Annotated in this window: 27 protein-coding genes; 21 read left to right on the top strand and 6 right to left on the bottom strand. The window is 71.7% G+C overall.

From position 1 onward, the window contains the following. Positions 1 to 99: 99 nt before the first annotated feature. Positions 100 to 354: a hypothetical protein gene (locus tag P9K36_RS23410; RefSeq protein ID WP_043386906.1), complete on the bottom strand. Its 255-nt coding sequence runs from the start codon at positions 352 to 354 to the stop codon at positions 100 to 102. Between the two features lie 295 nt (positions 355 to 649). Here P9K36_RS23410 and P9K36_RS23405 point away from each other — a divergent pair, with 295 nt between their 5' ends. The 8 genes from P9K36_RS23405 to P9K36_RS23370 all read left to right on the top strand — a co-directional run bounded on the left by P9K36_RS23405 (position 650) and on the right by P9K36_RS23370 (position 11,116). Beyond that, positions 650 to 994, top strand: a complete 345-nt coding sequence (locus P9K36_RS23405) for a hypothetical protein (RefSeq protein WP_043386904.1) — start codon at positions 650 to 652, stop codon at positions 992 to 994. A gap of 195 nt (positions 995 to 1,189) precedes the next feature. After that, positions 1,190 to 1,480 carry a hypothetical protein gene (locus P9K36_RS23400; RefSeq protein WP_051044756.1) on the top strand — a complete coding sequence of 97 codons (291 nt, stop codon included), beginning with the start codon at positions 1,190 to 1,192 and terminating at the stop codon, positions 1,478 to 1,480. A 147-nt stretch (positions 1,481 to 1,627) separates the two neighbouring features. Further along, complete coding sequence (locus P9K36_RS23395) at positions 1,628 to 2,536, top strand: CBS domain-containing protein (protein ID WP_091995250.1); 909 nt, start codon at positions 1,628 to 1,630, stop codon at positions 2,534 to 2,536. Next, entirely contained in the window at positions 2,533 to 3,852 is a 1,320-nt protein-coding gene (locus P9K36_RS23390; protein WP_043386900.1) for an HlyD family efflux transporter periplasmic adaptor subunit, read from the top strand. The genes P9K36_RS23395 and P9K36_RS23390 overlap by 4 nt, the downstream gene beginning before the upstream one ends. 8 nt (positions 3,853 to 3,860) lie before the next feature. After that, entirely contained in the window at positions 3,861 to 6,605 is a 2,745-nt protein-coding gene (gene rbbA / locus P9K36_RS23385) for a ribosome-associated ATPase/putative transporter RbbA (RefSeq protein ID WP_043386950.1), read from the top strand. A 19-nt stretch (positions 6,606 to 6,624) separates the two neighbouring features. Beyond that, positions 6,625 to 7,746, top strand: coding sequence for an ABC transporter permease (locus tag P9K36_RS23380; protein WP_043386898.1), 1,122 nt, complete (start codon positions 6,625 to 6,627; stop codon positions 7,744 to 7,746). 289 nt (positions 7,747 to 8,035) lie between these two features. After that, a complete protein-coding gene (locus P9K36_RS23375) occupies positions 8,036 to 9,706 on the top strand; it encodes an alpha/beta fold hydrolase (RefSeq protein ID WP_244538991.1) in 1,671 nt (556 codons plus the stop codon). Positions 9,707 to 9,718: 12 nt separating this feature from the next. Continuing rightward, positions 9,719 to 11,116 carry a bifunctional enoyl-CoA hydratase/phosphate acetyltransferase gene (locus P9K36_RS23370; protein WP_278306088.1) on the top strand — a complete coding sequence of 466 codons (1,398 nt, stop codon included), beginning with the start codon at positions 9,719 to 9,721 and terminating at the stop codon, positions 11,114 to 11,116. Between the two features lie 288 nt (positions 11,117 to 11,404). On the opposite strand, the gene P9K36_RS23365 is transcribed toward P9K36_RS23370, so the two are convergent. Then, positions 11,405 to 11,773, bottom strand: a complete 369-nt coding sequence (locus P9K36_RS23365) for an SPW repeat protein (protein WP_043386891.1) — start codon at positions 11,771 to 11,773, stop codon at positions 11,405 to 11,407. 77 nt (positions 11,774 to 11,850) lie between these two features. Between P9K36_RS23365 and P9K36_RS23360 the strand changes: the two genes are divergently transcribed. Further along, a complete protein-coding gene (locus P9K36_RS23360; protein ID WP_347568044.1) occupies positions 11,851 to 12,732 on the top strand; it encodes an RMD1 family protein in 882 nt (293 codons plus the stop codon). Here P9K36_RS23360 and P9K36_RS23355 read toward each other — a convergent pair. Beyond that, positions 12,722 to 13,288: a flavodoxin gene (locus P9K36_RS23355; protein ID WP_075380915.1), complete on the bottom strand. Its 567-nt coding sequence runs from the start codon at positions 13,286 to 13,288 to the stop codon at positions 12,722 to 12,724. The two genes, P9K36_RS23360 and P9K36_RS23355, sit on opposite strands and share 11 nt — an antisense overlap. Positions 13,289 to 13,479: 191 nt before the next feature. Here P9K36_RS23355 and P9K36_RS23350 point away from each other — a divergent pair, with 191 nt between their 5' ends. The 5 genes from P9K36_RS23350 (at position 13,480) to P9K36_RS23330 (ending at position 18,574) form a co-directional block, all read left to right on the top strand. Continuing rightward, a complete protein-coding gene (locus P9K36_RS23350) occupies positions 13,480 to 14,298 on the top strand; it encodes a universal stress protein (RefSeq protein ID WP_043386946.1) in 819 nt (272 codons plus the stop codon). Between the two features lie 206 nt (positions 14,299 to 14,504). Further along, positions 14,505 to 14,924, top strand: coding sequence for a CBS domain-containing protein (locus P9K36_RS23345; RefSeq protein ID WP_043352646.1), 420 nt, complete (start codon positions 14,505 to 14,507; stop codon positions 14,922 to 14,924). Positions 14,925 to 15,188: 264 nt separating this feature from the next. Then, positions 15,189 to 15,719: an Hsp20/alpha crystallin family protein gene (locus P9K36_RS23340; RefSeq protein WP_278306087.1), complete on the top strand. Its 531-nt coding sequence runs from the start codon at positions 15,189 to 15,191 to the stop codon at positions 15,717 to 15,719. Positions 15,720 to 15,820: 101 nt separating this feature from the next. Beyond that, entirely contained in the window at positions 15,821 to 17,839 is a 2,019-nt protein-coding gene (locus P9K36_RS23335) for an erythromycin esterase family protein (RefSeq protein WP_278306086.1), read from the top strand. A gap of 39 nt (positions 17,840 to 17,878) precedes the next feature. Beyond that, on the top strand, positions 17,879 to 18,574 hold the full coding sequence (locus P9K36_RS23330) for an alpha/beta fold hydrolase (RefSeq protein WP_043387178.1): 696 nt from the start codon (positions 17,879 to 17,881) through the stop codon (positions 18,572 to 18,574). Positions 18,575 to 18,788: 214 nt separating this feature from the next. On the opposite strand, the gene P9K36_RS23325 is transcribed toward P9K36_RS23330, so the two are convergent. From P9K36_RS23325 to P9K36_RS23315, 3 genes are all read right to left on the bottom strand, one after another. Further along, positions 18,789 to 19,142, bottom strand: coding sequence for a cytochrome c552 (locus tag P9K36_RS23325; protein WP_043352630.1), 354 nt, complete (start codon positions 19,140 to 19,142; stop codon positions 18,789 to 18,791). Beyond that, positions 19,139 to 19,513, bottom strand: a complete 375-nt coding sequence (locus P9K36_RS23320; protein ID WP_043387180.1) for an SPW repeat protein — start codon at positions 19,511 to 19,513, stop codon at positions 19,139 to 19,141. The genes P9K36_RS23325 and P9K36_RS23320 overlap by 4 nt, the downstream gene beginning before the upstream one ends. A gap of 71 nt (positions 19,514 to 19,584) precedes the next feature. Next, entirely contained in the window at positions 19,585 to 19,824 is a 240-nt protein-coding gene (locus P9K36_RS23315; protein ID WP_043352632.1) for a biotin/lipoyl-containing protein, read from the bottom strand. Between the two features lie 174 nt (positions 19,825 to 19,998). Between P9K36_RS23315 and P9K36_RS23310 the strand changes: the two genes are divergently transcribed. From P9K36_RS23310 to P9K36_RS23280, 7 genes are all read left to right on the top strand, one after another. Further along, on the top strand, positions 19,999 to 20,517 hold the full coding sequence (locus tag P9K36_RS23310) for a potassium channel family protein (protein WP_043387216.1): 519 nt from the start codon (positions 19,999 to 20,001) through the stop codon (positions 20,515 to 20,517). An 84-nt stretch (positions 20,518 to 20,601) separates the two neighbouring features. Continuing rightward, positions 20,602 to 20,817 carry a hypothetical protein gene (locus tag P9K36_RS23305; RefSeq protein ID WP_043387181.1) on the top strand — a complete coding sequence of 72 codons (216 nt, stop codon included), beginning with the start codon at positions 20,602 to 20,604 and terminating at the stop codon, positions 20,815 to 20,817. Between the two features lie 12 nt (positions 20,818 to 20,829). Then, positions 20,830 to 21,087 carry a hypothetical protein gene (locus P9K36_RS23300; protein WP_043352639.1) on the top strand — a complete coding sequence of 86 codons (258 nt, stop codon included), beginning with the start codon at positions 20,830 to 20,832 and terminating at the stop codon, positions 21,085 to 21,087. 132 nt (positions 21,088 to 21,219) lie between these two features. Further along, the gene (locus P9K36_RS23295) at positions 21,220 to 21,672 is read left to right on the top strand and encodes a response regulator (RefSeq protein ID WP_043387183.1); all 453 of its coding nucleotides are present in this window, start codon (positions 21,220 to 21,222) and stop codon (positions 21,670 to 21,672) included. Between the two features lie 48 nt (positions 21,673 to 21,720). Next, positions 21,721 to 22,368, top strand: coding sequence for a BON domain-containing protein (locus P9K36_RS23290; protein ID WP_043387185.1), 648 nt, complete (start codon positions 21,721 to 21,723; stop codon positions 22,366 to 22,368). Between the two features lie 99 nt (positions 22,369 to 22,467). Then, positions 22,468 to 23,274: a universal stress protein gene (locus tag P9K36_RS23285; RefSeq protein WP_043387187.1), complete on the top strand. Its 807-nt coding sequence runs from the start codon at positions 22,468 to 22,470 to the stop codon at positions 23,272 to 23,274. Between the two features lie 17 nt (positions 23,275 to 23,291). Next, complete coding sequence (locus tag P9K36_RS23280; protein ID WP_043352661.1) at positions 23,292 to 23,738, top strand: host attachment protein; 447 nt, start codon at positions 23,292 to 23,294, stop codon at positions 23,736 to 23,738. Positions 23,739 to 23,934: the final 196 nt, after the last annotated feature.

Genomic DNA, 23,934 nt, shown 5'->3' with positions numbered 1-23,934 from the left:
GCACCGGCCGCCCGAAGGGGGACCGGCTCGGCGCGAGAGGGGGGCGGGGCCGCGGTTCGGCCCGATCCGCGCCGGGGTCGTCCGCGCCCGGCCGGAGGATCACCGGGTGCAGCCGACGCAGATGCCGCGGGTGATGGCGTCGTCGCGGATCTGCTCCGGCGTGCGCCGCTGGATCTGGCTGCTCTCGTCGACGTCGATCTTGTCCGGTTTCGGCACGGTCGCACCGCTCTTGGCGATGTAGTCGCTTCGGTTGGCCGCAACATCCATCGAATCCGGCCTGTCGCCGGCCCGGACCAGAGCCGACGAGACCACCGCAAGAGCGATCGAACATCCGAGAACGAGAGGATACCGCATGGCCGCCTCCGCCGTAGAGGTAGAGCGTGTGACGGCATCACAGACCGATCCGGGTTCCCCGCATTGACCTATCGCAAGGCTCGGCCCGCGTGCGGCGCCGGGCTCGTCGTCATCGGCCCGGTCGCCGTTGCGCTAGATCAAGGCTCGCCGGCCGGGGGCGAGCAGAGTTTGCCGCGGGTCCGCGCCCCGCATCCGGGCCGTCGAGGACCGCATCGTCGCTCTCGTCTGGACGGAACGGCCGGGCAGCGGCAGACCGGATCGCCCGTGAACCCGCAGCCAGCCATGGAGACGCGCTATGACGGACAGCCACGCACACGAGGTCGTCGAGCATGAGGGCCGGGGCGGGGAGGGCGCCCATCCGGATGAGCGCTTTGCCGGCCGCATCGGCGAACACGTGAGACGGGCCCTGCAGGACATCCTGAAGAGCCCCGAAGCGCTGCGGCAGGCGATCCATCTGGGACCGCACGAACACGCGCTGAGCCGCCGGGTGGCCAACGGCCACGATCCGGCCGCAGTGGCGGCGCTGCTCGCCGCCGGCGGCGTCGGCTTCGGGGTGGCATGGCTGATCTTCGGCCAGCATTGGCACCGCACGGATTACGTCGCGCGCCGGATGAGCCACAGCAGCGAACGGATGGCCTGACGCCGTTTCACGGCCCGCCGGGCCGAAGCCTGCGGCACCGGCCTGCGCGCGGGACCCCGGTCCCGCACGGGGGAGGGCGCCGCCTGTCGCCTTACCCCGGCGGTTGCGCCGTCCCGTCGGCCCGCACGTTGCGCTGGATCAACGCCCAGGCTGCGCCGGCAGCGATGAATGGCAGACCTGCGAAGAGGTGAAGCCATGAAACGCGATCTCGCTACGAACCTGAGCGAAGAGACCGAACGGGTCGGCGCCCGCATCGACAAATCCTACGAGAAACTGGCGCTCAAGCTGCGGCGGCGGGCCGACAAGGCGCGCGCGGCCATGGTCAAGTGCAAGAACCGCATCAAGCGGGCCGTCCTCCAGCGGCGGTTCGAGATCTACGCGAATGCCGCGCGCGATATCGACCAGTCCGTGATGGACCGGCAGGCCTCGCCGGGACCGGTGCTGCGGCTGAAACCGGACGAGCGGGGCACGCCCGCTCAGACGTGATTCCGGGCCGCGGCGGGCCCTCCGTCCGTCCGGGCTTGATCCAGCGCAAGGCGGGCCGAAGGTTGGGCTGCGCACCCTGCTCCGTGGCCGGCCGCCCTGCCGATGCCGGTTGATCGATGCCCCGATCCCAAGCCGGGGAGGTTGTGAATGCCAGCGCTCACCCCCGTTCCGGATCAGGCCCCAGGGCCCGATGCCCCGTCGCCGTCCGCGGGCGACCGGTCGCACCTGAGGCTGCATCCCCTGTGCGCCCGGCAGATCATGTCGGCGCCCGTCGTCAGCGTCTGCCCCGACACGGCCCTGCGGCGCGCGATCGATCTCATGCTCGACGCCGAGATCAGCGGCCTGCCGGTCATCGATGCGCAGGGCGCGCTCGTCGGCATGGTGACGGAGGGCGATCTGCTCCGCCGGGTCGAACTCGGCACCGAACACCGCATGTCGCGCTGGATCGCGTATCTGCGCAGCCCCGGCCGGCTCGCCGAGGATTATGTCCACGCGCACGGCCGGCGGGTCGAGGCGGTGATGTCCAGCCCCGTGACCACCGTGACGGAGGACACGCCCCTGAAGGCGATCGTCGAGACCCTGATACGGGCTCGGATCAAGCGGGTGCCGGTCCTGCGCGGGCACGCCGTCGTCGGGATCGTGAGCCGGGCGGATGTCGTCCGGGCTCTCGGCACCGCCTTGGACGCGGACGGGACTGCGGGCCACCGCAGTGATGTCGAGATCCGTCAGGACATCCTCGCGGCCTTCGACCAAGCCGTCTGCATCCCGAAGGCCACCATCGCGGTCGCCGTCCGGCACGGAACGGTCGAGCTCCACGGCTGGATCGCCGACGAGCGGGAGAGGGGCGCGGTGCGCGCCGCCGTCGACGGCGTTCCGGGCGTCGTCGCCCTGCGCGACCATCTGACGTGGGTCGAGCCGATCACCGGCACGGTCCTGCCGGGCCCAGACGACGCCCGGGCGGAGGATTCCGCCGCCACGCATCCCGCCACGCATCCCGCCACGCATCCCGCCACGCCTGCCGACAGCGCCGTACGGATCGAGGGCGCGTCCCCATGAGCGTGGACACCGTCCTGCCCTCCGTCAGCGCCCGCAACCGGACGGCGGAGGTGCTTCGTGACAAGGTCGTCCCCGCGCCCGGGGCCAGCGTCCCGTCTCCCGCGCCATGCCCCCCCGCCGGGCCGGATCGGCGATCACGCGGCCTGTGGCTCACGGCCGCCATCGTGCTGCTGATTCTCGCCGGGGGCGGCTACGGGTGGTGGAAGGCCCACCGCCCGTTGCTGCCGCCGGGCTTCGCCTCCGGGAATGGCCGGCTCGAAGCGAACGTGATCGACATCGAGACCAAGTTCGCCGGCCGTATCGCGCGTCTTCTCGTCGAAGAGGGCGACCTGGTGCGGGCCGGGCAGGTCGTCGCCGTGATGGATACGCGGGATCTGGAGGCGCAGCTGAGCCAGGCGGAGGCGCAGATCCGCCAGGCCCAGAAGGGCGTGGAGGAGGCGGAGCGGACCCTCGTCCAGCAGCAGGCCCAGGTTCTCGCCACCCAGGCCGCGGTCAGCCAGGCCGAGCGCGCCGTCGCGGAGGCCCGCGCCAACATCCAGGAGCGGCAGAGCCACGTGAAGCTCACCCAGCAGGAGCTGAGCCGCTCGACCTATCTCACGGCGCGGGGCTACGCGTCCGCCGAGCAGCTCGACACGCGCCGGCAGGCGGCGGACGAGGCGGCCGCGGCGCTGAGCGCGGCCGAGGCGCGGTTCGGCGGCGGCGAACATGCGCTGGAGGTCGCGCGGAAGAACGCCGACGCGGCGCAGGCCGCCCGGGAGGCGGCGGCCGCGCGGGTCGGCGCGGCCCGGCACGCCCTCGAAGCCCAGACGCAGAGCGCCGCCTTTATCCGGGTCAACATCGCCGACAATTCCCTCGTCGCGCCGCGCGACGGGCCCATCGAGTATCGCGTCGCCAATGTCGGCGAGGTCCTGGGCGCCGGCGGCAAGGTCTTCACGATGCTCGACGCCGCTGACGTCCGCATGGATGTCTACCTGCCGACGCCGGAGGCGGGCCGTGTCCGGATCGGCGCGGAGGCGCGCATCGTGCTCGACGCCTATCCTCGGCACGTCATCCCGGCGCGGGTGGTCTTCGTCTCGAGCCAGGCGCAGTTCACGCCGAAGACCGTGGAGACCCGTGACGAGCGCGACAAGCTGATGTTCCGGATCCGGGTGCGGATCGACCCGGAGCGCCTCCGTGGACGCGAGCGCCTCATCCGCAGCGGGTTGCCCGGGATCGCCTATGTGCGGACCGACGAGACGGCCGCTTGGCCGGCCTCGCTCCTCCCGAGCCCGCCGCCGGCTGCACCGGCTCCCGCGCCGATCCCCACGGCGCCCTGAGACGCGTGATGGGGCCGCCGGATCTCACCGTCGCCCGGGTCGAGCATCTCACCCACCGCTACGGCCGGACCGTCGCACTCGACGACGTGACGCTGGCGATCCCCGGCGGCCGGCTCGTGGGCCTGATCGGGCCGGACGGCGTCGGGAAGTCGTCGCTGCTCGCGATTCTCGCGGGGGCCCGGCGGCTTCAGGCGGGCCGCGCCACGGTCCTCGACGGCGACATCGCGCAGGCTCGGCACCGGGCGGCCGCGTGTCCGCGGATCGCCTACATGCCGCAGGGACTCGGGCGCAATCTCTACGCCAGCCTCAGCGTGCGCGAGAACGTCGACGTCTTCGGCCGGCTGTTCGGGCAGGAGCCGGCGGAGCGGGACGCGCGGATCGCCGAACTCCTGGCCGCCACGGGGCTCGCGCCCTTCGCGGACCGCCCGGCCGGGAAGCTGTCCGGCGGCATGCGCCAGAAGCTCGGCCTCTGCTGCGCCCTGATCCACGATCCCGACCTGCTGATCCTCGACGAGCCGACCACCGGGGTCGATCCGCTTTCGCGCCGGCAGTTCTGGGAGCTGATCGGGCGCATCCGGGCGCGGCGCCCGGCCATGTCGGTGCTGGTCGCCACGGCCTACATGCAGGAGGCGGAGGCCTTCGACTGGCTCGTCGCCATGAACGACGGCCGGGTGGTCGCCACGGGCTCCCCGGAGGGGCTTCGGCGGCGGACCGGCGCGGCCGGCGTCGAGGCCGCCTTCACGGCCCTGCTGCCGCAGGCGGACGCGCCCCCGTCCCGGGCGCCGGTGCCGCCCAGGGCCGCCCCCGGGCGCGACCGGCCGATCATCACCGCCCGCGACCTGACACGGCGGTTCGGCGCCTTCACGGCGGTGGACCGCGTCAGCTTCGACATCCTGCCCGGGGAGATCTTCGGGTTCGTCGGCTCGAACGGCTGCGGCAAGACCACGACCATGAAGGTCCTGACCGGCCTCCTGCCGCCGAGCGAGGGCGAGGCGCTCCTGTTCGGGGAGCCGGTCGCCGCGGGCGGCATCGCGGCGCGCCGACGGGTCGGCTACATGTCGCAGGCCTTCTCGCTCTATGCCGAGCTGACCGTCCGGCAGAACCTCGCCCTGCATGCCCGCCTGTTCCGGCTCAGCCCCGAGGCCAGGCGCGCCCGGGTGGCCGAACTCGTCGCGCAGTTCGACCTCGCCCGCCACGTCGATCAGCGTGCCGAGGACCTGCCGCTCGGCATCCGGCAGCGCCTGTCCCTGGCGGTGGCCGTCGTCCACGGGCCCGAACTCCTCATTCTCGACGAGCCGACCTCCGGGGTGGATCCGCCGGCACGCGACCGCTTCTGGGCTCTCCTGCTCGATCTCGCGCGCCGCCAGGGCGTGACGATCTTCGTGTCGACCCACTTCATGGCCGAGGCCGAACGCTGCGACCGCCTCGCGCTGATGGATTCGGGGCGGGTCCTGGCCATCGACACCCCCGCGGGACTGGTGGCGCGCTGCGGGGCCGCCACCCTGGAGGACGCCTTCGTGGCCCTCCTCGAACGGGCCGGAGCCGGCGGCACCGGAGCGCCCCCGCAGACGCCCGCGATCACGGAGGCGCGGCTTCCCCCGTCCGGCCCCCGGACGGACGGCATCATCCCGTTCAGCCCGCACCGGCTCCTCGCCTGCGCGCGTCGCGAGGCGCTGGAACTGGCGCGCGACCGGATCCGCCTCGCCTTCGCGGTCCTGGGCACGACCTTCCTGATGCTGGTCTTCGGCTTCGGCATTTCCACCGACGTGAACAGCGTCGCCTTCGCGGTGCTCGATCACGACCGGAGCCACGCGAGCCGCGCCTATCTCGAGGACCTGCGCGGCTCGCGCTATTTCGTGGAGACCCCGCCCCTGTCGGGGTTCGGCGATCTCGAGCGGCGGCTCGCCCGGGGGGACATCGCGGCCGCGATCGAGATCCCGCCGGGCTTCGGCCGGGACGTGGCCCGCGGGCGGCCGACGCAGGTGGCGGCCTGGATCGACGGAGCCCGGCCGTTCTTCGCGCAGACCATCCGGGGCTACCTGTCGGGGGTGCACCAGCGCTATCTGTCCGATCCGCGGCGATTTCCTGCCAAGGCCGATCCGGCTCCCCAGGCCGAGATCGCGGTCCGCTTCAAGTACAACCAGGATTTCGACAGCATCTTCGCGATGGTGCCGGCGCAGATCGCCCTCCAGCTCGCCCTGATCCCGGCGATCATGATGGCGCTGGCGGTGGTGCGCGAGAAGGAGCTCGGCTCGATCACCAATCTCTATGTGACGCCCCTGACGCGCCTGGAATTCCTGCTGGGCAAGCAGCTCCCCTATATCGGCTTGGCGCTCGTCAATTTCGCGCTGATGGTCCTGCTGGCCCAGTTCGTCTTCGGGGTCCCGCTGAAGGGGAGCGCCTCGGTCCTGGTCGTCGGCACGCTGATCTACGTGACGGCGACGACGGCCTACGGGATGCTGGTCTCGACCTTCGCGCGGACCCAGATCGCGGCCCTGTTCGGCACCGCCATCATGACCGTACTGCCCGCCACCATGTTCGCCGGGATGCTCGTCCCCGTGGCCTCCCTGTCGGGCCTGGGGCGCATCCTGGGGCGGCTCTTCCCCATGACCTATTACCTGCCGGTGAGCCTCGGGGCCTTCACCAAGGGCCTCGGCTGGGCCGACCTCGCCGGCAGCCTCGCCATCCTGGCTGTATTCGTCCCCGTCCTGACCGCGGCGGCCTGCCTGGCGATGCCCCGGCAGGAATCCTGATCGCGGACGGGACTGCGCCGTGGCCACCCTCGCGAACATCGTCTGGCTCGGGACCAAGGAGCTGCGCAGCTTCGGGCGCGACTACGTCCTGCTGGGCCTCGTCGTCTACAGCTTCTCCCTCGCCATCCTGGCGCAGGCGCAGAGCAGCTCGCAGGAACTGCACAACGCCGCGATCGCCATCGTCGACGAGGACCGCTCGACGCTGTCCCGGCAGATCACGCAGGCCTTCCTGCCCCCCCATTTCAAGCCGCCCGTCGCCATCGCCGAACGGGACATCGTCCCGGCGCTGAACGCGGGCACCTACACGTTCGTGCTCGACATCCCGCCGCGCTTCCAAGCCGACCTGCTCGGTCTGAAGCCGGCCCGGCTCCAGCTCGACATCGACGCCACCGCGATGGTGCAGGCCGGCCTCGGCGCAGCCTACGCGCAGCAGATCGTGGCCGACGAGGTCGCCCGCTTCGTCAGCCGCGCAGGGGGGCCGGCGCCGGCGCCGGTCGCACTCGTCGCGCGCATCGCCTTCAACCCCAATGCCGAGACGGCGTGGTTCACGAGCGTGATGGGGATCCTCAACAGCGTGACGATGCTGGCCATCATCCTGGCCGGTGCGGCGGTGGTGCGGGAGCGCGAGCGGGGGACGTTGGAGCACCTGCTGGTGATGCCGGTCACGCCCTTCGAGATCGCCATGGCGAAGGTCTGGTCCAACGGCCTCGTCATCCTGGTGGCCGTGGGCCTGTCCCTCGTCCTCGTCGTGCGGGGCCTGCTGCACGTGCCGATCATCGGCTCCATCCCGCTGTTTCTGGTCGGGACGGCGGCGTACCTGTTCTTCGCGACGGCGATCGGCCTGTTCCTGGGCACCCTCGCGCGCTCGATGCCGCAGCTCGGCCTGATCTACCTCCTGGTCTACCTGCCGCTCGCCATGCTGTCCGGGAGCAACACGCCGCTGGAGAGCATGCCGCCCTGGCTCGCCACGCTCCTCCAGGCTTCCCCCACGGTCCATTTCGTGGCCTTCGCGCAGGCGATCCTCTACCGGGGCGCCGGTCTCGACGCGGTCTGGCCCCGCATCGTGGTGGTGAGCGTGATCGGCGCCGTGTTCGTCGTCGCGGCGATCCTGCGGTTCCGCAAGACGGTCGCCCTCTCGTGACGTCGGGGGACCGCGGCCGGGGGCCGTCCGCCGCACCTTGATCTGAATCACGGGACGGCGGCTGCGCCTGCCGTACCCTGCGCGGCGTCGCAGGAGACCGTGCATGCTCGACGCTGAGGTGAGAGACCGGGCCGAGACGGCCGCTGAGCCGCCGCGGCCCGGGTTGCGTCTGCGCCCGATCCCGGAGGTCCCCAGCCCGGCATCCCGGCCCGATCCCCCCGAGGACGAGGACGATCTGGCGCCGGTCCGGCGCGCGATCGATCAGAGCGTGCACGCGTCCGTCGCCCGGATGACGGCCGGTCTCTCCCCCGCGGCCCTCGCCGAGGCGTGGTTCGACTGGGCCATCCACGCGGCCTTCTCGCCGGGCAAGCAGGCCACATTGGTGATGAAGCTCCTGCGGAAGCAGGTGCGCCTCGCGCAGTTCGCCGCCCGCAGCGCCGTCCTGCAGGGTCACGCTGCGCCGTGCATCGATCCGCTGCCCCAGGACCACCGCTTCGACGATCCGGCCTGGCAGGTCTGGCCCTTCAGCCTCGCCTGCCAGTCGTTCCTGCTGACCCAGCAATGGTGGCACAACGCCACGACCGGCGTGCCCGGCGTGTGCCGCGCCCACGAGACCATGGTCGCCTTCGCGGCGCGCCAAGTCCTCGATGCCGCCGCGCCCTCGAACCTGCCCTGGACCAATCCGGTCGTGCTGGGCGAGACTGTGCGGACCGGCGGTGCGAACCTCGTCACGGGCCTGCTCAATGCCGCCGAGGACGCCCAGCGCGCGGCCGACGGTCTGAAGCCGGTCGGCGCCGACGCCTTCCCGGTCGGCGTCGCGGTGGCGGTCTCGCCCGGCAAGGTCGTGTTCCGCAACCGGCTGATCGAGCTGATCCAGTACGCCCCCAACGTGCCCGCGGTCCGGCCGGAGCCGGTGCTGATCGTCCCGGCCTGGATCATGAAGTTCTACATCCTCGATCTGTCGCCCGAAAACTCTCTGGTCCGGTACCTCACGGGCCAGGGCCACACCGTCTTCATGATCTCCTGGCGCAATCCCGGTCCGGAGGACCGGGACGTGTCCTTCGACGATTATCGCCGGCTCGGCGTGATGGCGGCCCTCGAGGCCGTCGCGGCCATCGTTCCCGGCCATCCGATCCACGCGGCCGGGTATTGCCTGGGCGGCACGTTGCTCGCCATCGCGGCCGCCGCGATGAGCCGGGACGGCGACGCGCGCCTCGCCTCACTCAGCCTGTTCGCCGCGCAGCTCGACTTCACCGAGGCCGGAGAGCTGACGCTGTTCATCGGCGAGAGCCAGATCAGCTTCCTGGAGAGCCTGATGCGCAGCCAGGGCACCCTCGATGCCCGGCAGATGGCCGGCGCCTTCCAGCTCCTGCGTTCGAACGACCTGATCTGGTCCCGGATCGTCCGCGACTATCTCCTGGGGCGGCGACAGCCGATGACAGACCTGACGGCCTGGAACGCGGACGCGACGCGCCTGCCGGCGCGGATGCACGCCGAATATCTGCGTGGCCTGTTCCTCGACAACGATCTCGCGGAGGGGCGTTTCCTGGCCGGAGACCGGCCGGTCTCCATCAGCGACATCCGCGTCCCGGTCTTCGCGGCGGCCACGGAACGCGATCACGTCGCGCCCTGGCGTTCGGTGTTCAAGATCCACCCCCTCGCCGATACCGACGTCACCTTCGTCCTCGCCAGCGGCGGCCACAATGCCGGGATCGTCGCGCCGCCGGGGCGGAAGCAGGCCCATCATCGGATCCGCACCACGCGGGCGACCGACCGTTACCGCGATCCCGACACCTGGATCGGGCAGACGCCCCAGTGCGAAGGGTCCTGGTGGCCCGCCTGGGCCGCCTGGCTCGCCGAGCGGTCGGGGCCGCCCGCCCCGCCGCCCGCGATGGGCGCGCCGGCCTCGGGCTACGCGGTGCTCGGGGACGCGCCCGGCGCCTACGTGCTGGAAGCCTGAGCGGGTGGCCCGATGGAACCGCCCCGCTTCATCGAGAACCGCACCTTCGACGAGATCGCGGTGGGCGACACCGCCAGCCTGACCCGCACCCTGCAGGCGCAGGACATCAGCCTGTTCGCCCTGGCCTCCGGCGACGTGAACCCGGCCCATCTCGATCGGGATTATGCCGCCGAGGACCGGTTCCACGGGGTGATCGCGCACGGGCTCTGGGGCGGGTCGCTGATCTCGGCGGTGCTCGGCACCGAGCTGCCCGGGCCCGGCACGGTCTATCTCAGCCAGTCCCTGCGGTTCCTGCACCCGGTCCGGATCGGCGACACCGTGACGGCGCGCGTCACCGTGCGCGCCAAGGAGGCCGCCGATCAGCGGGTCCGCCTCGACTGCGTCTGCCTGAATGCGCAGGGCGAGACGGTCATCACCGGCGAGGCCGAGGTGCTGGCCCCCGCCGACAAGGTGCGCCGGCCGCGCGTCCTGCTGCCGGAGGTCCACCTGCACGAGCGGGGCGTGCATTGGAAACCCATGCTTGCGGCGGCGCGCCGCTTCGCCCCGGCGCTGACGGCCGTCGTCCATCCCTGCGATGCGGTCTCGCTTGAGGGCGCGCGCGCCGCGCGCGAGGCCGGGCTGATCGTGCCGATTCTGGTGGGGCCGCGGTCGAAGATCGAGGCCGCGGCGCGCGCGGCCGGCCTCGTCCTCGACGGCATCGAGATCGTCGACGCGCCCCACAGCCACGCCGCGGCGGAGAAGGCGGTCTCCCTCGCCCGCGCCGGCCGGGTAACGGCGCTGATGAAGGGCGCGCTCCACACCGACGAAATCCTGGCGGCCGCCATCGCCCGGGCGACGGGCCTGCGGACCGAGCGGCGCATGAGCCACGTCTACGCCCTCGACGTGCCGAGCTACCCCAAGCCCCTGTTCCTGACCGATGCCGCCGTCAACATCGCGCCGAGCCTGGAGGAGAAGCGCGACATCGTGCAGAACGCCATCGACCTCGCCCGCGCGCTCGGCATCGCGCAGCCCAAGGTGGCGATCCTCTCGGCCGTCGAGACGGTCTCCACGAAGCTCGGCTCGACCCTCGACGCGGCGGCCCTGTGCAAGATGGCCGGGCGCGGGCAGATCATGGACGGCCTCGTCGACGGGCCGCTGGCCTTCGACACCGCCATCTCCTGCGCCGCCGCCGCCGCGAAGGCCCTCGTGTCGCCGGTCGCGGGCGAGGCCGACATCCTCGTGGTGCCGGACCTCGTGTCGGGCAACATGCTCGCCAAGCAGCTGATCCATCTCGCGGGCGCCGACGCTGCCGGTCTGCTGCTCGGCGCCCGTGTCCCGATCATCCTGACGAGCCGCTCCGACAGCCCGGAGGTGCGGCTGGCCTCCTGCGCCCTGGCGCAGCTCTTCGCCCACCGCTCCGGGACGCCCTGATGGATCCGATGCTCAGCGGGGGGAACGCCGGCGCGCCGCGCCTCGAATGCGCCCCGAGGGGCCACGGCAGCGTTACGAGCGTCACGACCACGATGGCTTCACGGCCCTCGACGGACCGAGGGCGGACCCGCGCTCCCGAGCGGTCGATCCCCGACGGGGGCTCCAGCGCATCGGCGCGGGCGCCACGCCTCCAGGGCCGGATCCGGCGAGGGCCGGAACGGCGGCCCCCCGGAGGACGAGGCAGGCCGCGGCACGGCGAGGGTTGCGGGCCAGGGGGGCGGCGCCGGCTCAGACCTCGTAGGCCGACGGGGATTCGCGCAGACGCCAGACTTCGGAACTCGCCGAGATGACCAGCGCGATGCCGAAGCTCACATGCGCCCACGTCGCCACCGTGGCCTCCTGGAAGCCGAGCGCCCAAGGGGCCAGGCAGACCCAGAGTCCCGCTGCCGCGATGGCGTAGACCTCCCAGTCGTAGGTCTGCATCAGCGCCAGCACGGCGAGGATCGCGACCGTGGTGCCGAAGATCCAGGCGTTCCAAGCCGCGGCGGTCTCGGACGCGAATCCGAAATACCAGGGCGCCGCGATCAGGCCGATGCCCAGCAGGAGACTCAATCCGTTCAGGAAGATGTCCTGCGATTGATTGTCGATGGTGCGCATCCTCCGCTCCCTCAACGGGTCCGGCGCGCGTGTCGCCGCCGTGCCCGGGACCGTATTGCGCGGGGCGACGGGACACCTTGCGTTGGATCAAACCGGGCGCCGGGTCCCTCTCGCGGCCGGGCATCGGATCGACGCGGTCGGGGGTTCCGCTGAGCCAGGACACGCTGCCGGTCGAACCGCAATGCCTGATCGCCCGCGCCCGGATCCTCGGCGACCGCATCGATACGGCGGGTCTCGAACGCAACGACACGCTCGCGATCAACCCGCTCGCCTTGCGGGTCGGGTGCGGTTTCGCGGTGGTCTTCCGCTACGGGGTCGTGGTGACGGTCGGGCTGTCTCCGAGCGAGGTGGAGGCGATGGCGGTAGGCCTGCTGTCGCGCGTCCGCGGTCCCGTGACGCGGCCGGAAGAGGAGACCGCCACGATCGAGATCGGGCCGGATCACGACGATCAGGTCGTGCCCGGCGGCCGGATCGCCATCCGCCAGCTGACGCCCGGGCGCCTGATCGTCATCGCCGACATCCTCGCCAAGAGCACGGCGCTGGCGCAGAACGAGATCGAGGTCGCGGCTGTCTTCGACGTGATCGAGCCCTTGGCGCGGCGCCTGGCCGAGACGGGGCGCGCATCGGGCGGCCGTCGGGCCGTCCTGAAGCATGTCGGCAGCACGCTGCTCGTCCAGCACAGGGTGTCGGGGCGCGTGGCGGTCGAGGAGAAGCCCGAGGTGCTGTGGGATCAGCCGGGCCTGGAACGCCTCTACGCGCGCCTCGAGGACGAGTACGAGCTGCGGGAGCGGACGGCCACACTGAATCGCAAGCTCACCGTGATCGGCGCGACGGCGACCGCGCTCACCGACCTGATGCACACGAACCGCTCGTTGCGCCTGGAGATCGTGGTCGTCCTGCTGATCGCCCTCGAGATCGCGATCACGTTCCTTCCCCTGCTGCCCGCCTTCAGGCGATGAGGCCGCCGCCCGGAAGGCCGTCCGGACCGGACCGATCCGGCGCGTTGCCGTCCGCGCGGGGCCGGGCCGGGGCCGCGTCGCTCAAGCCGCGACGCGCCGTCTGGGCAAACGCGTCCAGGGACGGGCGATACGCGCCGGTCAGGACCTGGCGTTGTGTCAACGAGAGGGTGGGCATGCCGGCGCAGCCGCTGATCTGCTCCAGATCCCGGAAGAAGGCGGCCTGCGCGCCCCCCGAGCCCGAGACGGCGACGCCGAGCAGGTGCGGCGGCGCCCCGGCCTCCTGGAGGTAGGTCCGCACCGGCCCGGGAAGCCGGCCGGCCCAGACGGGTGAGCACAGGACGACCGTCTTGAACGGCGCCGGATCGAAGCGCTTCCGGATCGGCGGCCCGATCCGACGGAGCGCATGCCACAGGCCTCTCACGAATCCCGCCGCCCCCGCATAGGAGACCGCAGGCGTGATCCGATCGAGGTCGGCGCCGAGCGCGGTCGCGAGCGCCCGGGCCACCACGTCGGTCGTGCCCGAGCGCGAATAATAGACGACCAGGACGTCACGCATCGCCCGCCTCCGCGTGCCCGAGTGAGCCGCCAGGATCCGCCTCTGTCCCGGGCGCGGCATTGAGGGACATCAAAGGCCGGTCGTCCGGCCTCTTTGCGATGAATCAAGGCTCGCCGTGCCCATCGGCGCACCCTGGCGGCCTGGACCGGAACGCGGATCGTCCTCCGGTTCGCCCTCACAGGATGCGCGCCATGATCAAGGATCTGCTCATCGTCGCGGACGCGGTCGGAGAGGCCGCCGGGCCCTACGCGCTGTCCCTGGCCCGGGAGGTCGGGGCCGCGGCCGGATGCCTGTACCTCCAGCCGGAGGGCGGCGATGAGGCCCCCCTGGCGGAGCTGCCCTATGGCTTCGCCCTCTCGGCCCGTGAGGCCGCCCTCGCGGTGGTGCGCGATGCCGCCGACGACCTGTCCTACGCCGCCAGAACCGCCGACGTGCCGATGGAGATGGAAACCCTGAGCGGGAGCGCGGGCGACATCCGGAGCCGCCTGCTGGATCGGGCCCGCCTCGCCGATCTCATCGTGGTCGAGCGGGCCGATCCGGGCCGCGACAAGCCGGCGGATGCCTATATCGAAGACCTTCTCCTCGGAGCGGGCCGGCCGATCCTCGTGGTGCCGGCGCGGTGGGGCCGGCCGGCGCGGTTCGGCGCCGTCACGGTGGCCTGGGACGGCAGCGCCGCGGCTGCACGGGCGCTGGCCGATGCGCTGCCGCTCCTGAGCCGCGCCGAGCGCGTGCGCGTCCTCACGGTGCAGACGGAGGCGGTGGCCGGCGTCAGCGAGGGCGGCGCCCGCGTGGTGAAGCATCTGGGTCGCCACGGCATCGCCGCCGATTACCGCGCGATCATCAGCGGCACCACCGTCGGCGAAACCCTGCTGGCGGAGGTCGCCCAGGCCGGCGTCGACCTTCTCGTGATGGGGGCCTACGGCCATTCCCGCCTGCGCGAGGTCTTCCTCGGCGGGGCGAGCCGCGACCTCCTCCGCAGGATAACGGTGCCGACCCTGATGGCGCACTGAGCCGCGGAAGGTTTCGCGCACCGGTCGCCGGGGCCCGCGGAACGCCTGTGCTTCGGGCGCGAGCTTCGGACGAAGTCTTGAGCTGAACGAAACTTCCGTTGACCTGCATCAATGCCGGTCATTCCAGCCGGAAGAGGGTTTCAGACAGAATCCGCGCGGAGGCGATTCCGGGGCGGATCCGAAACCATCAGCACGAGGCCAAGCTCATGAAAGTCCGTGACGTCATGCACAAAGGTGCGACTTTCGTCTCGGCCGAGACGCGCGTCGACGTGATTGCGCGGCAGATGCGGGATGCCGATGTGGGCGCGCTGCCCGTCAAGTCGGACGGCCACTTGGTCGGCATCGTCACCGACCGGGACATCGCGTGCCGCGCCCTGGCGGACGGCAAGGACCCGCAGACGATGACCGCGACCGACGTGATGACCACCCGGGTCGCCTGCTGCGCTCCGGATGACGATCTCGCTCTGGCGATCAAGATCATGGAGAACAAGCGGGTCCGCCGCCTTCCGGTCATCGATGCCGACCAGAAGCTCGTCGGCATGGTGAGCCTCGGGGACATCTCCCATAAGGTCGGCGCCGGGCTGTCGGGCGAGGTTCTGCGCGCCGTCTCCGCGCATCATCGCTGACGAAGGCGCGCGGGCAGGCCGCCCTGGGACCGACGGCTGGATCCCGGCCCCCCCGCGCACGCCTGCGGTGCGGATGGAGATCCTGTGTGGACAGCCTGAGGCTGTCTCGATGTCTTGTTGATGTCGTCGTTTTTCCAAATATTCGTATTCTGATTATCGTTTATTTTCGTGTCTTCTGGCGCGGTTGATCTTGAGGTGAATCAATGCCGCATCGGGGTGCGGGCCCTACCGATGCGGACCACTTCTTGAGAGGAGGCATTCCCCATGGCCGAGTCCGGTACAAAAGTGTCGGTCAGCAGCGACGGGTCGGAGCGCGCGTCCGCAACGGCCGAATGGCGTCCGTTCGAGAATGTGCGCCGGGACATCGATCATCTCATCGACGACCTGGCGCGCAGCCTGAAGCGCGTGCCCTTCGATTTCCTCGGGGCGGCCACCACGCCGTTCACCGGCGGCGCGCTGTGGCAACTGTCTCCCGTGGCCGACATACAGAACAAGCCGACCTGCTACGAAGTCACGGCCGAGCTTCCCGGGATCGATGAGAAGCATGTCGAGGTCAAAGTCACCGACGGCATGCTGATGATCAAGGGGGAGAAGCGGCAAGACCAGGAACGCAAGGGCGAGGGCTTCTACCTGTCCGAGCGCCGGTTCGGCGCCATCGAGCGGGCCTTCCGCATGCCGCCGGGCGTCGACGCGAGCAAGATCGAGGCGGTCCTCAAGAACGGCGTGCTGACGGTGACGCTGCCGAAGACCGCGGAGGCGAAGGCCGAGAAGACGATCGCCGTTCAGGCCGCGTAGCCGGCTTTCGAACACGAGCCCGGGGCGGGCCCGACGCGTCGGGTCGCCCGCCCCGGAGAACGACGATCCTGTTCCGGGATCCGCGCAGCGGGAGGGTGGCGATGGCCGAGCGCATCTTTCGCGACCGCGCCGAAGCGGGCCGGGAACTCGTCAAGGGACTCGCCGCCTTCGCCGGGCGCTCCGACGTCGTGATCCTGGCGCTGCCGCGCGGCGGCGTTCCGGTGGCGGCCGCGGTGGCCGACGCGCTGCATGCGCCCCTCGACGTGTTCATCGTGCGCAAGCTCGGCGTGCCGGGCTACGAGGAACTCGCCATGGGCGCCATCGCCAGCGGCGGTGTGCGGGTTCTCAACCAGGACATCGTCGCGTCCCTGAAGGTCCCCCCCTACCTGATCGACGCGGTCACCGCGCAGGAGCAAGAGGAGCTCCTGCGGCGCGAGCGCGTCTATCGCGGCGGGCGTGCGCCCGCCGATGTCCGCGGGCGCACCGTCATCCTGGTGGACGATGGCCTGGCCACCGGCGCCTCGATGCAGGCCGCCATCCGGGCGATCCGGCAGCGCCAGCCGAAGGAGGTGGTCGTGGCCGTGCCCACCGCCTCCCGCGAGACGGTCGAGCGGCTGAAACACGAGGCGGATGCGGTCGTCTGCGCCGACCTGCCCGAACCGTTCTGGGCGGTGGGCGCCGCGTACCGGGATTTCACGCAGACGAGCGACGACGAGGTGCGCCGGCTGCTCGGGCGCGCGCAGGCCGCGGGCGCGGCCGATCCCGCCGCGGCGCACGCCGACGACGCGCCGGACCCCACGGTCCTCCGCCGCCTGCGCGCGGCGGCGATCCCCCTGGAAGGCGGCCCCGACGACTACGATCCGCTGCTGGCGCTGATCGGCGAGGCGCGCTTCGCGCTCCTCGGCGAGGCCTCCCACGGGACGCACGAGTTCTACCGGGAACGGGCGGAGATCACCCGGCGGCTGATCACCGACAAGGGCTTCGGGGCCGTGGCCATCGAGGCCGACTGGCCGGATGCCCGGCGGGTGAACCGCTACGTTCGCGGCGACAGCGACGACCTCGACGCCGTCGAGGCGCTCGCCGGCTTCCGCCGCTTCCCCACCTGGATGTGGCGCAACACCGAGATGGTCGAGTTCGTCGAGTGGCTGCGCATCCACAACCAGGGCCTGCCGGCGCAGGCGCGGGTGGGCGTGTACGGCATCGATCTCTACAGCCTGCGCGCCTCGATGAAGGCGGTGCTCCGCTGCCTGGAAGCCGTCGACCCGGCCGCCGCCGCGGTGGCGCGTACGCGCTACGCCTGCTTCGACCGGTTCGGCGACAGCGGCCAGGCCTACGGCTTCATGACCGGGCTGAAGGGCATCGGATCCTGCCAGGAGCAGGCCGTCGCCCAGCTCCTGGCGCTGCAGCGGCGCACGGCCGATACCCTGTCCTGGAGCGGCAGCGCCGATGGCGAGGAACTCTTCAACGCCGAGCAGAACGCACGCGTCGTCAAGAGCGCCGAAGCCTATTACCGCACGATGTTCCTGGCGGAGGTCTCCTCCTGGAACCTGCGGGACCGCCACATGGCCGACAGCCTGGAGCGGCTGGTGGCGCATCTGGAGCGCCGGCCCGGCCCGGTGAAGATCGCCGTCTGGGCGCACAACTCCCATCTCGGCGACGCCCGCGCCACTGCGATGGGCGAGCGGGGCGAACTGAACCTGGGGCAGCTGCTGCGGGAACGCCACGGCCGCGCCGTCGTGAGCGTCGGCTTCACCACCTACGCGGGGACCGTGACGGCCGCCTCCGACTGGGATCAGCCGGCCGAACGCAAGCGCGTGCGTCCCGCGCGACCCGACAGCTACGAGGCCTTGTTCCACGCCCTCGGCATAGGCCGCTTCCTGCTGCCCCTCACCCTCGGCGGGGAGGCGGAGCAAATCCTCCGGACCGACCGGATCGAGCGGGCGATCGGCGTCATCTACCGGCCCGATACGGAGCTGCAGAGCCATTATGCCCGAGCCTGCCTTCCGGAGCAGTTCGACGCGATCCTCCACTTCGACGAGACACGCGCGGTGACGCCCCTGGAGCGGACGGCCGAGTGGGATGCGGGCGAGGTGCCGGAAACCTTCCCGGTCGGCCTCTGAGCCGCCGGCGCGATCCTCTCCCCAGCGGAGGAGCTGGCCATGGACGAAATCCTCGCCCCGCGCGAGCAGCAGATCCGGATTCCGGCCGCCGCGGCGTTCCTGGCGGCCGACCTGCACGTTCCACGCACGCCCCGCGGCGTCATCCTGTTCGCGCACGGTTCCGGAAGCGGCCGCTTCAGCCCGCGCAACCGCAGCGTCGCGCAGGCGCTCAATGCGGTGGGCTTCGCGACGGTGCTGGCGGACCTTCTGACCCCGAGCGAAGAGACGGCCGACCGCCGGACCGGCCAGCTGCGTTTCGACATCCCGTTCCTGGCCGGGCGGCTGCGCTCCGTGGCCGCGTGGCTCTCCGGCCAGCGGGATCTGCGGCGGCTCCCGCGGGGCTATTTCGGCGCGAGCACCGGGGCGGCGGCCGCGCTGATTGCGGCCGCCGCCGAGCCGGATCAGGTCGGGGCGATCGTGTCGCGCGGCGGCCGCCCCGACCTGGCGGGCGCGACCCTGGCCCGCGTGCGGGCTCCGACGCTGCTGCTCGTGGGGAGCCGCGACCCCGAGGTTCTCGCCCTGAACGAGGCGGCCCTGGCCCGTCTGACCTGCGTCAAGCGCCTGGTCGTCGTGCCCGGTGCGTCGCACCTTTTCGAGGAGCCGGGGACGCTCGAGACGGTGGCACAGCACGCGGCGCGGTGGTTCCGGGAGCACCTGAAGGCCGATACCTCCGGCGCCTCGGTTCCGGTATCCTGACGGCGCGGAGACGCGACGGCCGCCCCGAAGGCCGCGACCCGCGCGACCGGTGCATCGCCGACGCCCAGCCCATCACTGACGCCGGAGAGCAACGGCCGTCCGGCGCGGGGCCTGCCCGGCTCCGAGGCCGTCGCGTGCGGCCTGACGGGCGGCAGGCATGTCTGCAGGCGTATCTGCGTCTCGTCCCTGACGGGCTCCGAAAGCGTGCCGCGCCTCATGGCCGGATGGCCTCGGCCTCCTTGAGGCTGAGGATGTAGTCGATGACCGCATCCATCTCGTCGCGGTCGAGCCGCAGGCTCGGCATGCGCTGGTGGTGGCTCTGCAGGAAGACGTTGAGCGCCAGTCCGGTCGTCGAGGGCATGTTGGCGATCCGGACGAAGGACGGTCCCATGGCGTCGCCGGCCTGCGGGACGCGACCGATGACGTGACACGGGCTGCAGAGCTGCGTGGCGATGGTCCATCCCCGGAGGCGGTGACCCTCGTCGGGATCGGCCGCCGCGGCGCCGGTTCCGACCGCCAGAAGGCCGGCGAGGAGCGCCGCGCAGGCGGCGGGCCGCGAGACCGTCATGGCCGCCTCGCGATCCGCAGCAGGGCCGTGGCGGAGGCGACGGCCAGGCTCCCGAGAACGACATGCGCCCAGGTCGCGCCGTCATTCGCCGCGAAGCCGAGGGCCCAGGGTGCGACCAGCGTCCAAACCCCGACGAGCAGGACCGTCCGTTCCAGCACGGCCCGGAAGCGGATCTGGTTGGCGCCGTAGAGCATGATGATGAGCAAGCCCGGCAGCAGCGCGGACCCCGCCGCACGGGCATGGTCGGTGAAGGCCAGCACCCACGCCGTCAGCACCAGCGCGATGCCGGCCGTGTACTGCAGGATGCTGACCAGAATCTCGTCCGTCCGCCACGTCGGCGATTGTGTTGGGGCCGGGTCCGCGCGGGACATGATCTGCCTCCGATAGGACCGGCCGGGCGCCGCGCCACGGCCGGTGTTGAAACCATCGCCGCGGCGCGGCGTCAGGCGTGGACCTCGGCGATGACGCAGCCGGGGTCGACCACTTGGTTCACGGGGGCGAGGACCGTCAGGCAGCCCTCGGCCGGCGAGGCGATGTCGTGCAGGGCATCGCCGATGCGGACGGCGGCCACGGCCTCGCCGGCGCGCACGCGCGCTCCGTCCGCCACGAACCACCGCTCCAGAATGCCCTCAGGCAGCATGCTGGTGGACCAGAGTTCCTCGGCCACATGCACGTCGGCCATGGTCGTCTCCCCTGTCGGGGCGCCCGTCGCGGGGCGCCGCTTGTAGAGGAGGCCATCCGGGAAGGACGCGCTTTGATCTGGATCACCGCGCGGCTGCGGGGCCGCTTGAGCCAGGTCAATGAGGTCCGCGGTGTCTCAGGCAGGGTCGAGGGAACAGTCGTCCGGTCCAGCGCCATGCTCCTCGCCATGACGGCCAGCGTCGCCCTCGTCGTGTCCACGATCCTGGTCCTCTACGAGACGCTGCGGCTGACCTCGGAGCACCTGTCCGAGCTGCCGGTCCCGCCGCGGGTCCGCATCCTGGCCGTGGTGCTGATGACCTTCGTCGGACACACCGTCGCCGTCTGGATCTACGCCGGCGCCTACTGGCTGCTCGTGCTCCGGCTCGGCATCGGCACCTTCGCGGGCGCGCCGGTCGAGACCTTCGAGGACTGCCTGTACTTCTCCGTGGTGGCCTACACGTCCCTCGGGTTCGGCGACCATTTCCCGACCTCGCACACGCGGCTGCTCGCCGGGGTCGAGGCCCTCAACGGCCTGCTCCTGATCGGGTGGTCGGCCTCGTTCACCTACCTGGCGATGGAGCGGTACTGGCCGCTGCACGGGAAGACGCAGGCGCACCGGGCCGCCCGGGCGGCGGCCGGCATCGGGACCGAGCCCAGCCGAGACCGTCTCTTCCCGCCGGCCCCGGAAACCTGACCGGGCGCCCATCCTTGCGCTGGATCAAGGCCGCCGGTCCCCGTGGGCCCCAGGCTGAAGGGATTCTCGGACAGGAGGCGCACCATGCGCCAATACCTCGTGACCTTCCACAAGGTCGTGCCGGACGATAGCGGCCACGACCACCGTATCCTGCAGCATCAGGTCATCGTCCCCGCCCGGTCGGAGGTCACCGCGGCCTGCGCGGCCCAGGCGCTGTTCTGCGAAGCGGCCGGCATCGTCGACTGGCGTCTGCGGGCCGACACCTGCCTGGTCGCCCAACTGTCCGAGGCCACGGTATAAGGAGGCATCCCCATGAGCCACGATCTCACCGCCCCCGTGCATTGGCAGGGCCGGCAATGGGCCGTCACCGGCTACGGCATCGAGGCGCTCGACGGCATGTACCATGTGCCGTTTTCCGAGATCCCGGAGGCCGAGGCCGGGCCTCCGGACTGGCTGGAGAATCTCTGGCACCGCTACGGCACCGACCGGGACGACCTCGCGGCGGCCCTCAGGGTGGCCCGCTCGATCCGGTTCGCGGCGAAGCCGGCCGCGTCGCGTTCCGCGGCATGAGCCCGGCATGAGTCCGGCAGGAGCCCGGCACGGCCCTGTGCGGTACGGTCACGCCGCCCTTGACCTGGCGCAACGCGGACCGGACCGACCGGTCCATCCTGGTCGCACCGCAACGGCACCGGGAGACGGGCGATGAGGAGCGGACCAGGGGACAGGCCGGTCGTGCTGGTGGCGGAGCCGCAGGCCCTGCCGGGCATGTGGCTGGAGGACGTCCTCGTTGAGGCCGGCTGCGCGGTGCGCGGACCCTACGGAACCAGCGCGGAGGCGGCCCGCTGCCTGGACGAGACGCCTCCGGACTTCGCGGTGGTCAGCATCGACCTGAATCACGGCTCCGGCTTCCCGCTGGCCTGCGCCCTGCGCCGGAAGGGTATCCCCTTCGCCCTGATCTCGGGCAACGCACGCGTTCCGCGCGCCTTCTCGGACGTGCCGCAGTTCGACCGGTTGTTCGAGGCCCGGGCGATGGTCTCCACCGTGACCGCCGGCTGCGCCGTTGCCGGCGGCACCCGGGCCTGCCCGATGCCGGATCGGAGGCCGGCGGGCGCCCCCTTTGCGCTGGATCAATGCCCGACCGCCTGCCGGGCCTAGCGTCGGCGTGGACCGGGCACGGCCTGGACGTCATCGGAGGAGACCGACATGGGCGACAAGCTGATCCGCCAGAACGTCATCGACGAGTTGGACTTCGACCCGAGCATCGACGCCGCACATATCGGCGTCGCCGTCGAGAACGGCATCGTCACGCTCACGGGCCACGTCGCCAGCTACACGGAGCGCGTCGCCGCCGAGAAGGCGGCCCAGAAGGTGCGCGGGGTGCGCGGCGTCGTCGAGGAGATCAAGGTCCGCTTCGGCGGCGAGACGCCGCCGCGCGACGAGGACCTCGCCCAGCGCGCCGTGCAGATGCTCGACTGGTCCGCGACCGTGCCGAAGGGTGCGGTGCAGGTGAAAGTTCAGAACGGCTGGGTGACGCTGACCGGCCGGGTCGACTGGCAGTATCAGAAGGAAGAAGCCTACCGGTCGATCAAGCGCCTCGCGGGCGTGGCCGGCATCCTCAACACCATCGAGGTGGCGCCGAAGGCGAGCGTGCCCGATGTGCGTGCGAAGATCCTGGCGGCGCTGAAGCGCAACGCCGAACTCGAGGCGGACGCCATCAAGGTCACCGTCAAGGACGCGAAGGTCGTCCTGGAGGGCAAGGTGAACGCGTGGCACGAGCGCCGGCTCGCCGAGAACGCGGCGTGGTCGGCGCCGGGCGTGCGCGCCGTCGAGGACCACCTGACGCTGGGCTGACCGACGCGGGGCTGAGGCCCGAACCGACGGGAGGCGCCGGCCGGGCCCGCCGCCATCCCGCCGCCATCCCGCCGCCGTCCTTCGAGCCGGAGACGTTCCATGACCTATGCGAGCATCATGGTCGCCATGGACCTGACGGATGGCGCGCGAAACCGCGTGCGCCTGGCAGGCCGCCTCGCCGACGACTTCAACGCCCGCCTGATCGGCGTCGCCGCGGAGCAGCCGGCCTATGTCGTCCCGCCGGTGGGCCCGACGCCGGCGAGCGCCTACGCGCTGGCCGATTCCGGCGAGACCGTCCTGAACGACCTCCGGGTCGCCCACGAGGCCTTCGCGGCGGCGGCCGGCGGCCGCAACCGCCTCGAGTGGCGCTCCAACCTCGATGTCCCGGTGGCGTTCCTGGCGGCACAGTCCGCGGCCGCCGACCTCGTGGTGGTCGGCCGCGGAGTCCCCGGGCCCCCCCTGTTCGCGGTGGATCCGGCCGATGCGGTCATGCAGCTCGGCCGTCCGGTGCTGGTGGTGCCGCCGGATCTGGACCATCTCGACGCGAAGCGCGTGGTGGTCGGATGGAAGAACACGCGCGAGGCGCGCCGGGCGGTCTGGGACGCGCTGCCCTTCCTGAAGCGCGCGTCGGAGGTGCTCGTCGTCTCCGTCGACGACGGAGCCAGCTCCGAAGGGCAGGATACCCTCCGCCTCCTTCAGGCCCATGACGTCTCCGCCATCCGCGTCCGACGCGATGCCCAGGGCGAGTTGGTGTCCCTGGCGCTCGTCGAGGCGGCGGCAGAGCATGGGGCTGACCTGATCGTCACGGGCGCCTACGGGCACGGGCGTCTGCGCGAGTGGGTCGTCGGCGGCGTCACCCGCGAACTGCTGGCCGGCGCCCCGGTCTGCTGCCTGATGAGCCACTGAGAGCAGGGATGGGCGGCATGTCCGATACACGCACCCGCATGATCCCGCACGGCGGCTACGTCGTCGTCTGCGACGGCCGCAAGGCCCTGGTGCTCCGCAACGTGAGCGTCCACCCGAAGCCGGACCTCCAGGTCCAGCTCGCGTTCGAGGCGCCCCCGAACCCGCCGACCCACGCGCAGGGCACCGACAGGCCGCCGCGGGTCAGGCTCGGAGACCAGCGCAGCGCCATCGCGCAGACGGACTGGCATGATCTCGCCGAGCGACGCTTCGCGAAAGCGGTCGCCCACGCGCTGGACGCCTTCGATCCGGTCACGGCCCTGATCGTCGTCGCCCCGCCGAAGACCCTCGCCGAGATGCGGCGCGCGTTGCCCGAGCGCCTGCGGCGGGTCGTCGTGGCGGAGGTCGACAAGGATCTGACCAAGCATCCGGTCGAGGAGATCGAGCGCTGCCTCGCCAATGCCTGACCCCGCGCCAGAAGCCGACGCGCCAGAAGTCGACGCGGCAGGGGCCGACGAGGCCGGGACGCCGCCGGCCCCATGCCCGGGGGACTGGAGCGCGGCGGACGCCGCCGCGGCCCGGGTCCTGATCGACGCCATCCTCTCGCGCCACGGGGCGGCGTTCCGGGACTTGTTCTGGCGCGCCGTCGATACCGGCTACAAT

Origin of the sequence: Methylobacterium sp. 391_Methyba4 (genome assembly GCF_029691625.1) — a bacterium.
Classification (GTDB): domain Bacteria; phylum Pseudomonadota; class Alphaproteobacteria; order Rhizobiales; family Beijerinckiaceae; genus Methylobacterium; species Methylobacterium fujisawaense.
The sequence above is the reverse complement of the archived record's forward strand: the minus strand, read 5'-3'. Positions and strand labels throughout refer to the sequence as shown.

Coding starts and splice junctions, on each gene's coding strand:
- P9K36_RS23410 (WP_043386906.1), bottom strand. CDS start 354: ATGCGGTATCCTCTCGTTCTCGGATGTTCGATCGCTCTTGCGGTGGTC.
- rbbA (WP_043386950.1), top strand. CDS start 3,861: ATGGGGCCGCCGGATCTCACCGTCGCCCGGGTCGAGCATCTCACCCAC.
- P9K36_RS23315 (WP_043352632.1), bottom strand. CDS start 19,824: ATGGCCGACGTGCATGTGGCCGAGGAACTCTGGTCCACCAGCATGCTG.
- P9K36_RS23285 (WP_043387187.1), top strand. CDS start 22,468: ATGACCTATGCGAGCATCATGGTCGCCATGGACCTGACGGATGGCGCG.
- P9K36_RS23300 (WP_043352639.1), top strand. CDS start 20,830: ATGAGCCACGATCTCACCGCCCCCGTGCATTGGCAGGGCCGGCAATGG.
- P9K36_RS23325 (WP_043352630.1), bottom strand. CDS start 19,142: ATGACGGTCTCGCGGCCCGCCGCCTGCGCGGCGCTCCTCGCCGGCCTT.
- P9K36_RS23295 (WP_043387183.1), top strand. CDS start 21,220: ATGAGGAGCGGACCAGGGGACAGGCCGGTCGTGCTGGTGGCGGAGCCG.
- P9K36_RS23350 (WP_043386946.1), top strand. CDS start 13,480: ATGATCAAGGATCTGCTCATCGTCGCGGACGCGGTCGGAGAGGCCGCC.
- P9K36_RS23335 (WP_278306086.1), top strand. CDS start 15,821: ATGGCCGAGCGCATCTTTCGCGACCGCGCCGAAGCGGGCCGGGAACTC.
- P9K36_RS23320 (WP_043387180.1), bottom strand. CDS start 19,513: ATGTCCCGCGCGGACCCGGCCCCAACACAATCGCCGACGTGGCGGACG.
- P9K36_RS23400 (WP_051044756.1), top strand. CDS start 1,190: ATGAAACGCGATCTCGCTACGAACCTGAGCGAAGAGACCGAACGGGTC.
- P9K36_RS23330 (WP_043387178.1), top strand. CDS start 17,879: ATGGACGAAATCCTCGCCCCGCGCGAGCAGCAGATCCGGATTCCGGCC.
- P9K36_RS23280 (WP_043352661.1), top strand. CDS start 23,292: ATGTCCGATACACGCACCCGCATGATCCCGCACGGCGGCTACGTCGTC.
- P9K36_RS23305 (WP_043387181.1), top strand. CDS start 20,602: ATGCGCCAATACCTCGTGACCTTCCACAAGGTCGTGCCGGACGATAGC.
- P9K36_RS23375 (WP_244538991.1), top strand. CDS start 8,036: ATGACGGCCGGTCTCTCCCCCGCGGCCCTCGCCGAGGCGTGGTTCGAC.
- P9K36_RS23310 (WP_043387216.1), top strand. CDS start 19,999: ATGCTCCTCGCCATGACGGCCAGCGTCGCCCTCGTCGTGTCCACGATC.
- P9K36_RS23365 (WP_043386891.1), bottom strand. CDS start 11,773: ATGCGCACCATCGACAATCAATCGCAGGACATCTTCCTGAACGGATTG.
- P9K36_RS23340 (WP_278306087.1), top strand. CDS start 15,189: ATGGCCGAGTCCGGTACAAAAGTGTCGGTCAGCAGCGACGGGTCGGAG.
- P9K36_RS23395 (WP_091995250.1), top strand. CDS start 1,628: ATGCCAGCGCTCACCCCCGTTCCGGATCAGGCCCCAGGGCCCGATGCC.
- P9K36_RS23405 (WP_043386904.1), top strand. CDS start 650: ATGACGGACAGCCACGCACACGAGGTCGTCGAGCATGAGGGCCGGGGC.
- P9K36_RS23390 (WP_043386900.1), top strand. CDS start 2,533: ATGAGCGTGGACACCGTCCTGCCCTCCGTCAGCGCCCGCAACCGGACG.
- P9K36_RS23290 (WP_043387185.1), top strand. CDS start 21,721: ATGGGCGACAAGCTGATCCGCCAGAACGTCATCGACGAGTTGGACTTC.
- P9K36_RS23370 (WP_278306088.1), top strand. CDS start 9,719: ATGGAACCGCCCCGCTTCATCGAGAACCGCACCTTCGACGAGATCGCG.
- P9K36_RS23355 (WP_075380915.1), bottom strand. CDS start 13,288: ATGCGTGACGTCCTGGTCGTCTATTATTCGCGCTCGGGCACGACCGAC.
- P9K36_RS23345 (WP_043352646.1), top strand. CDS start 14,505: ATGAAAGTCCGTGACGTCATGCACAAAGGTGCGACTTTCGTCTCGGCC.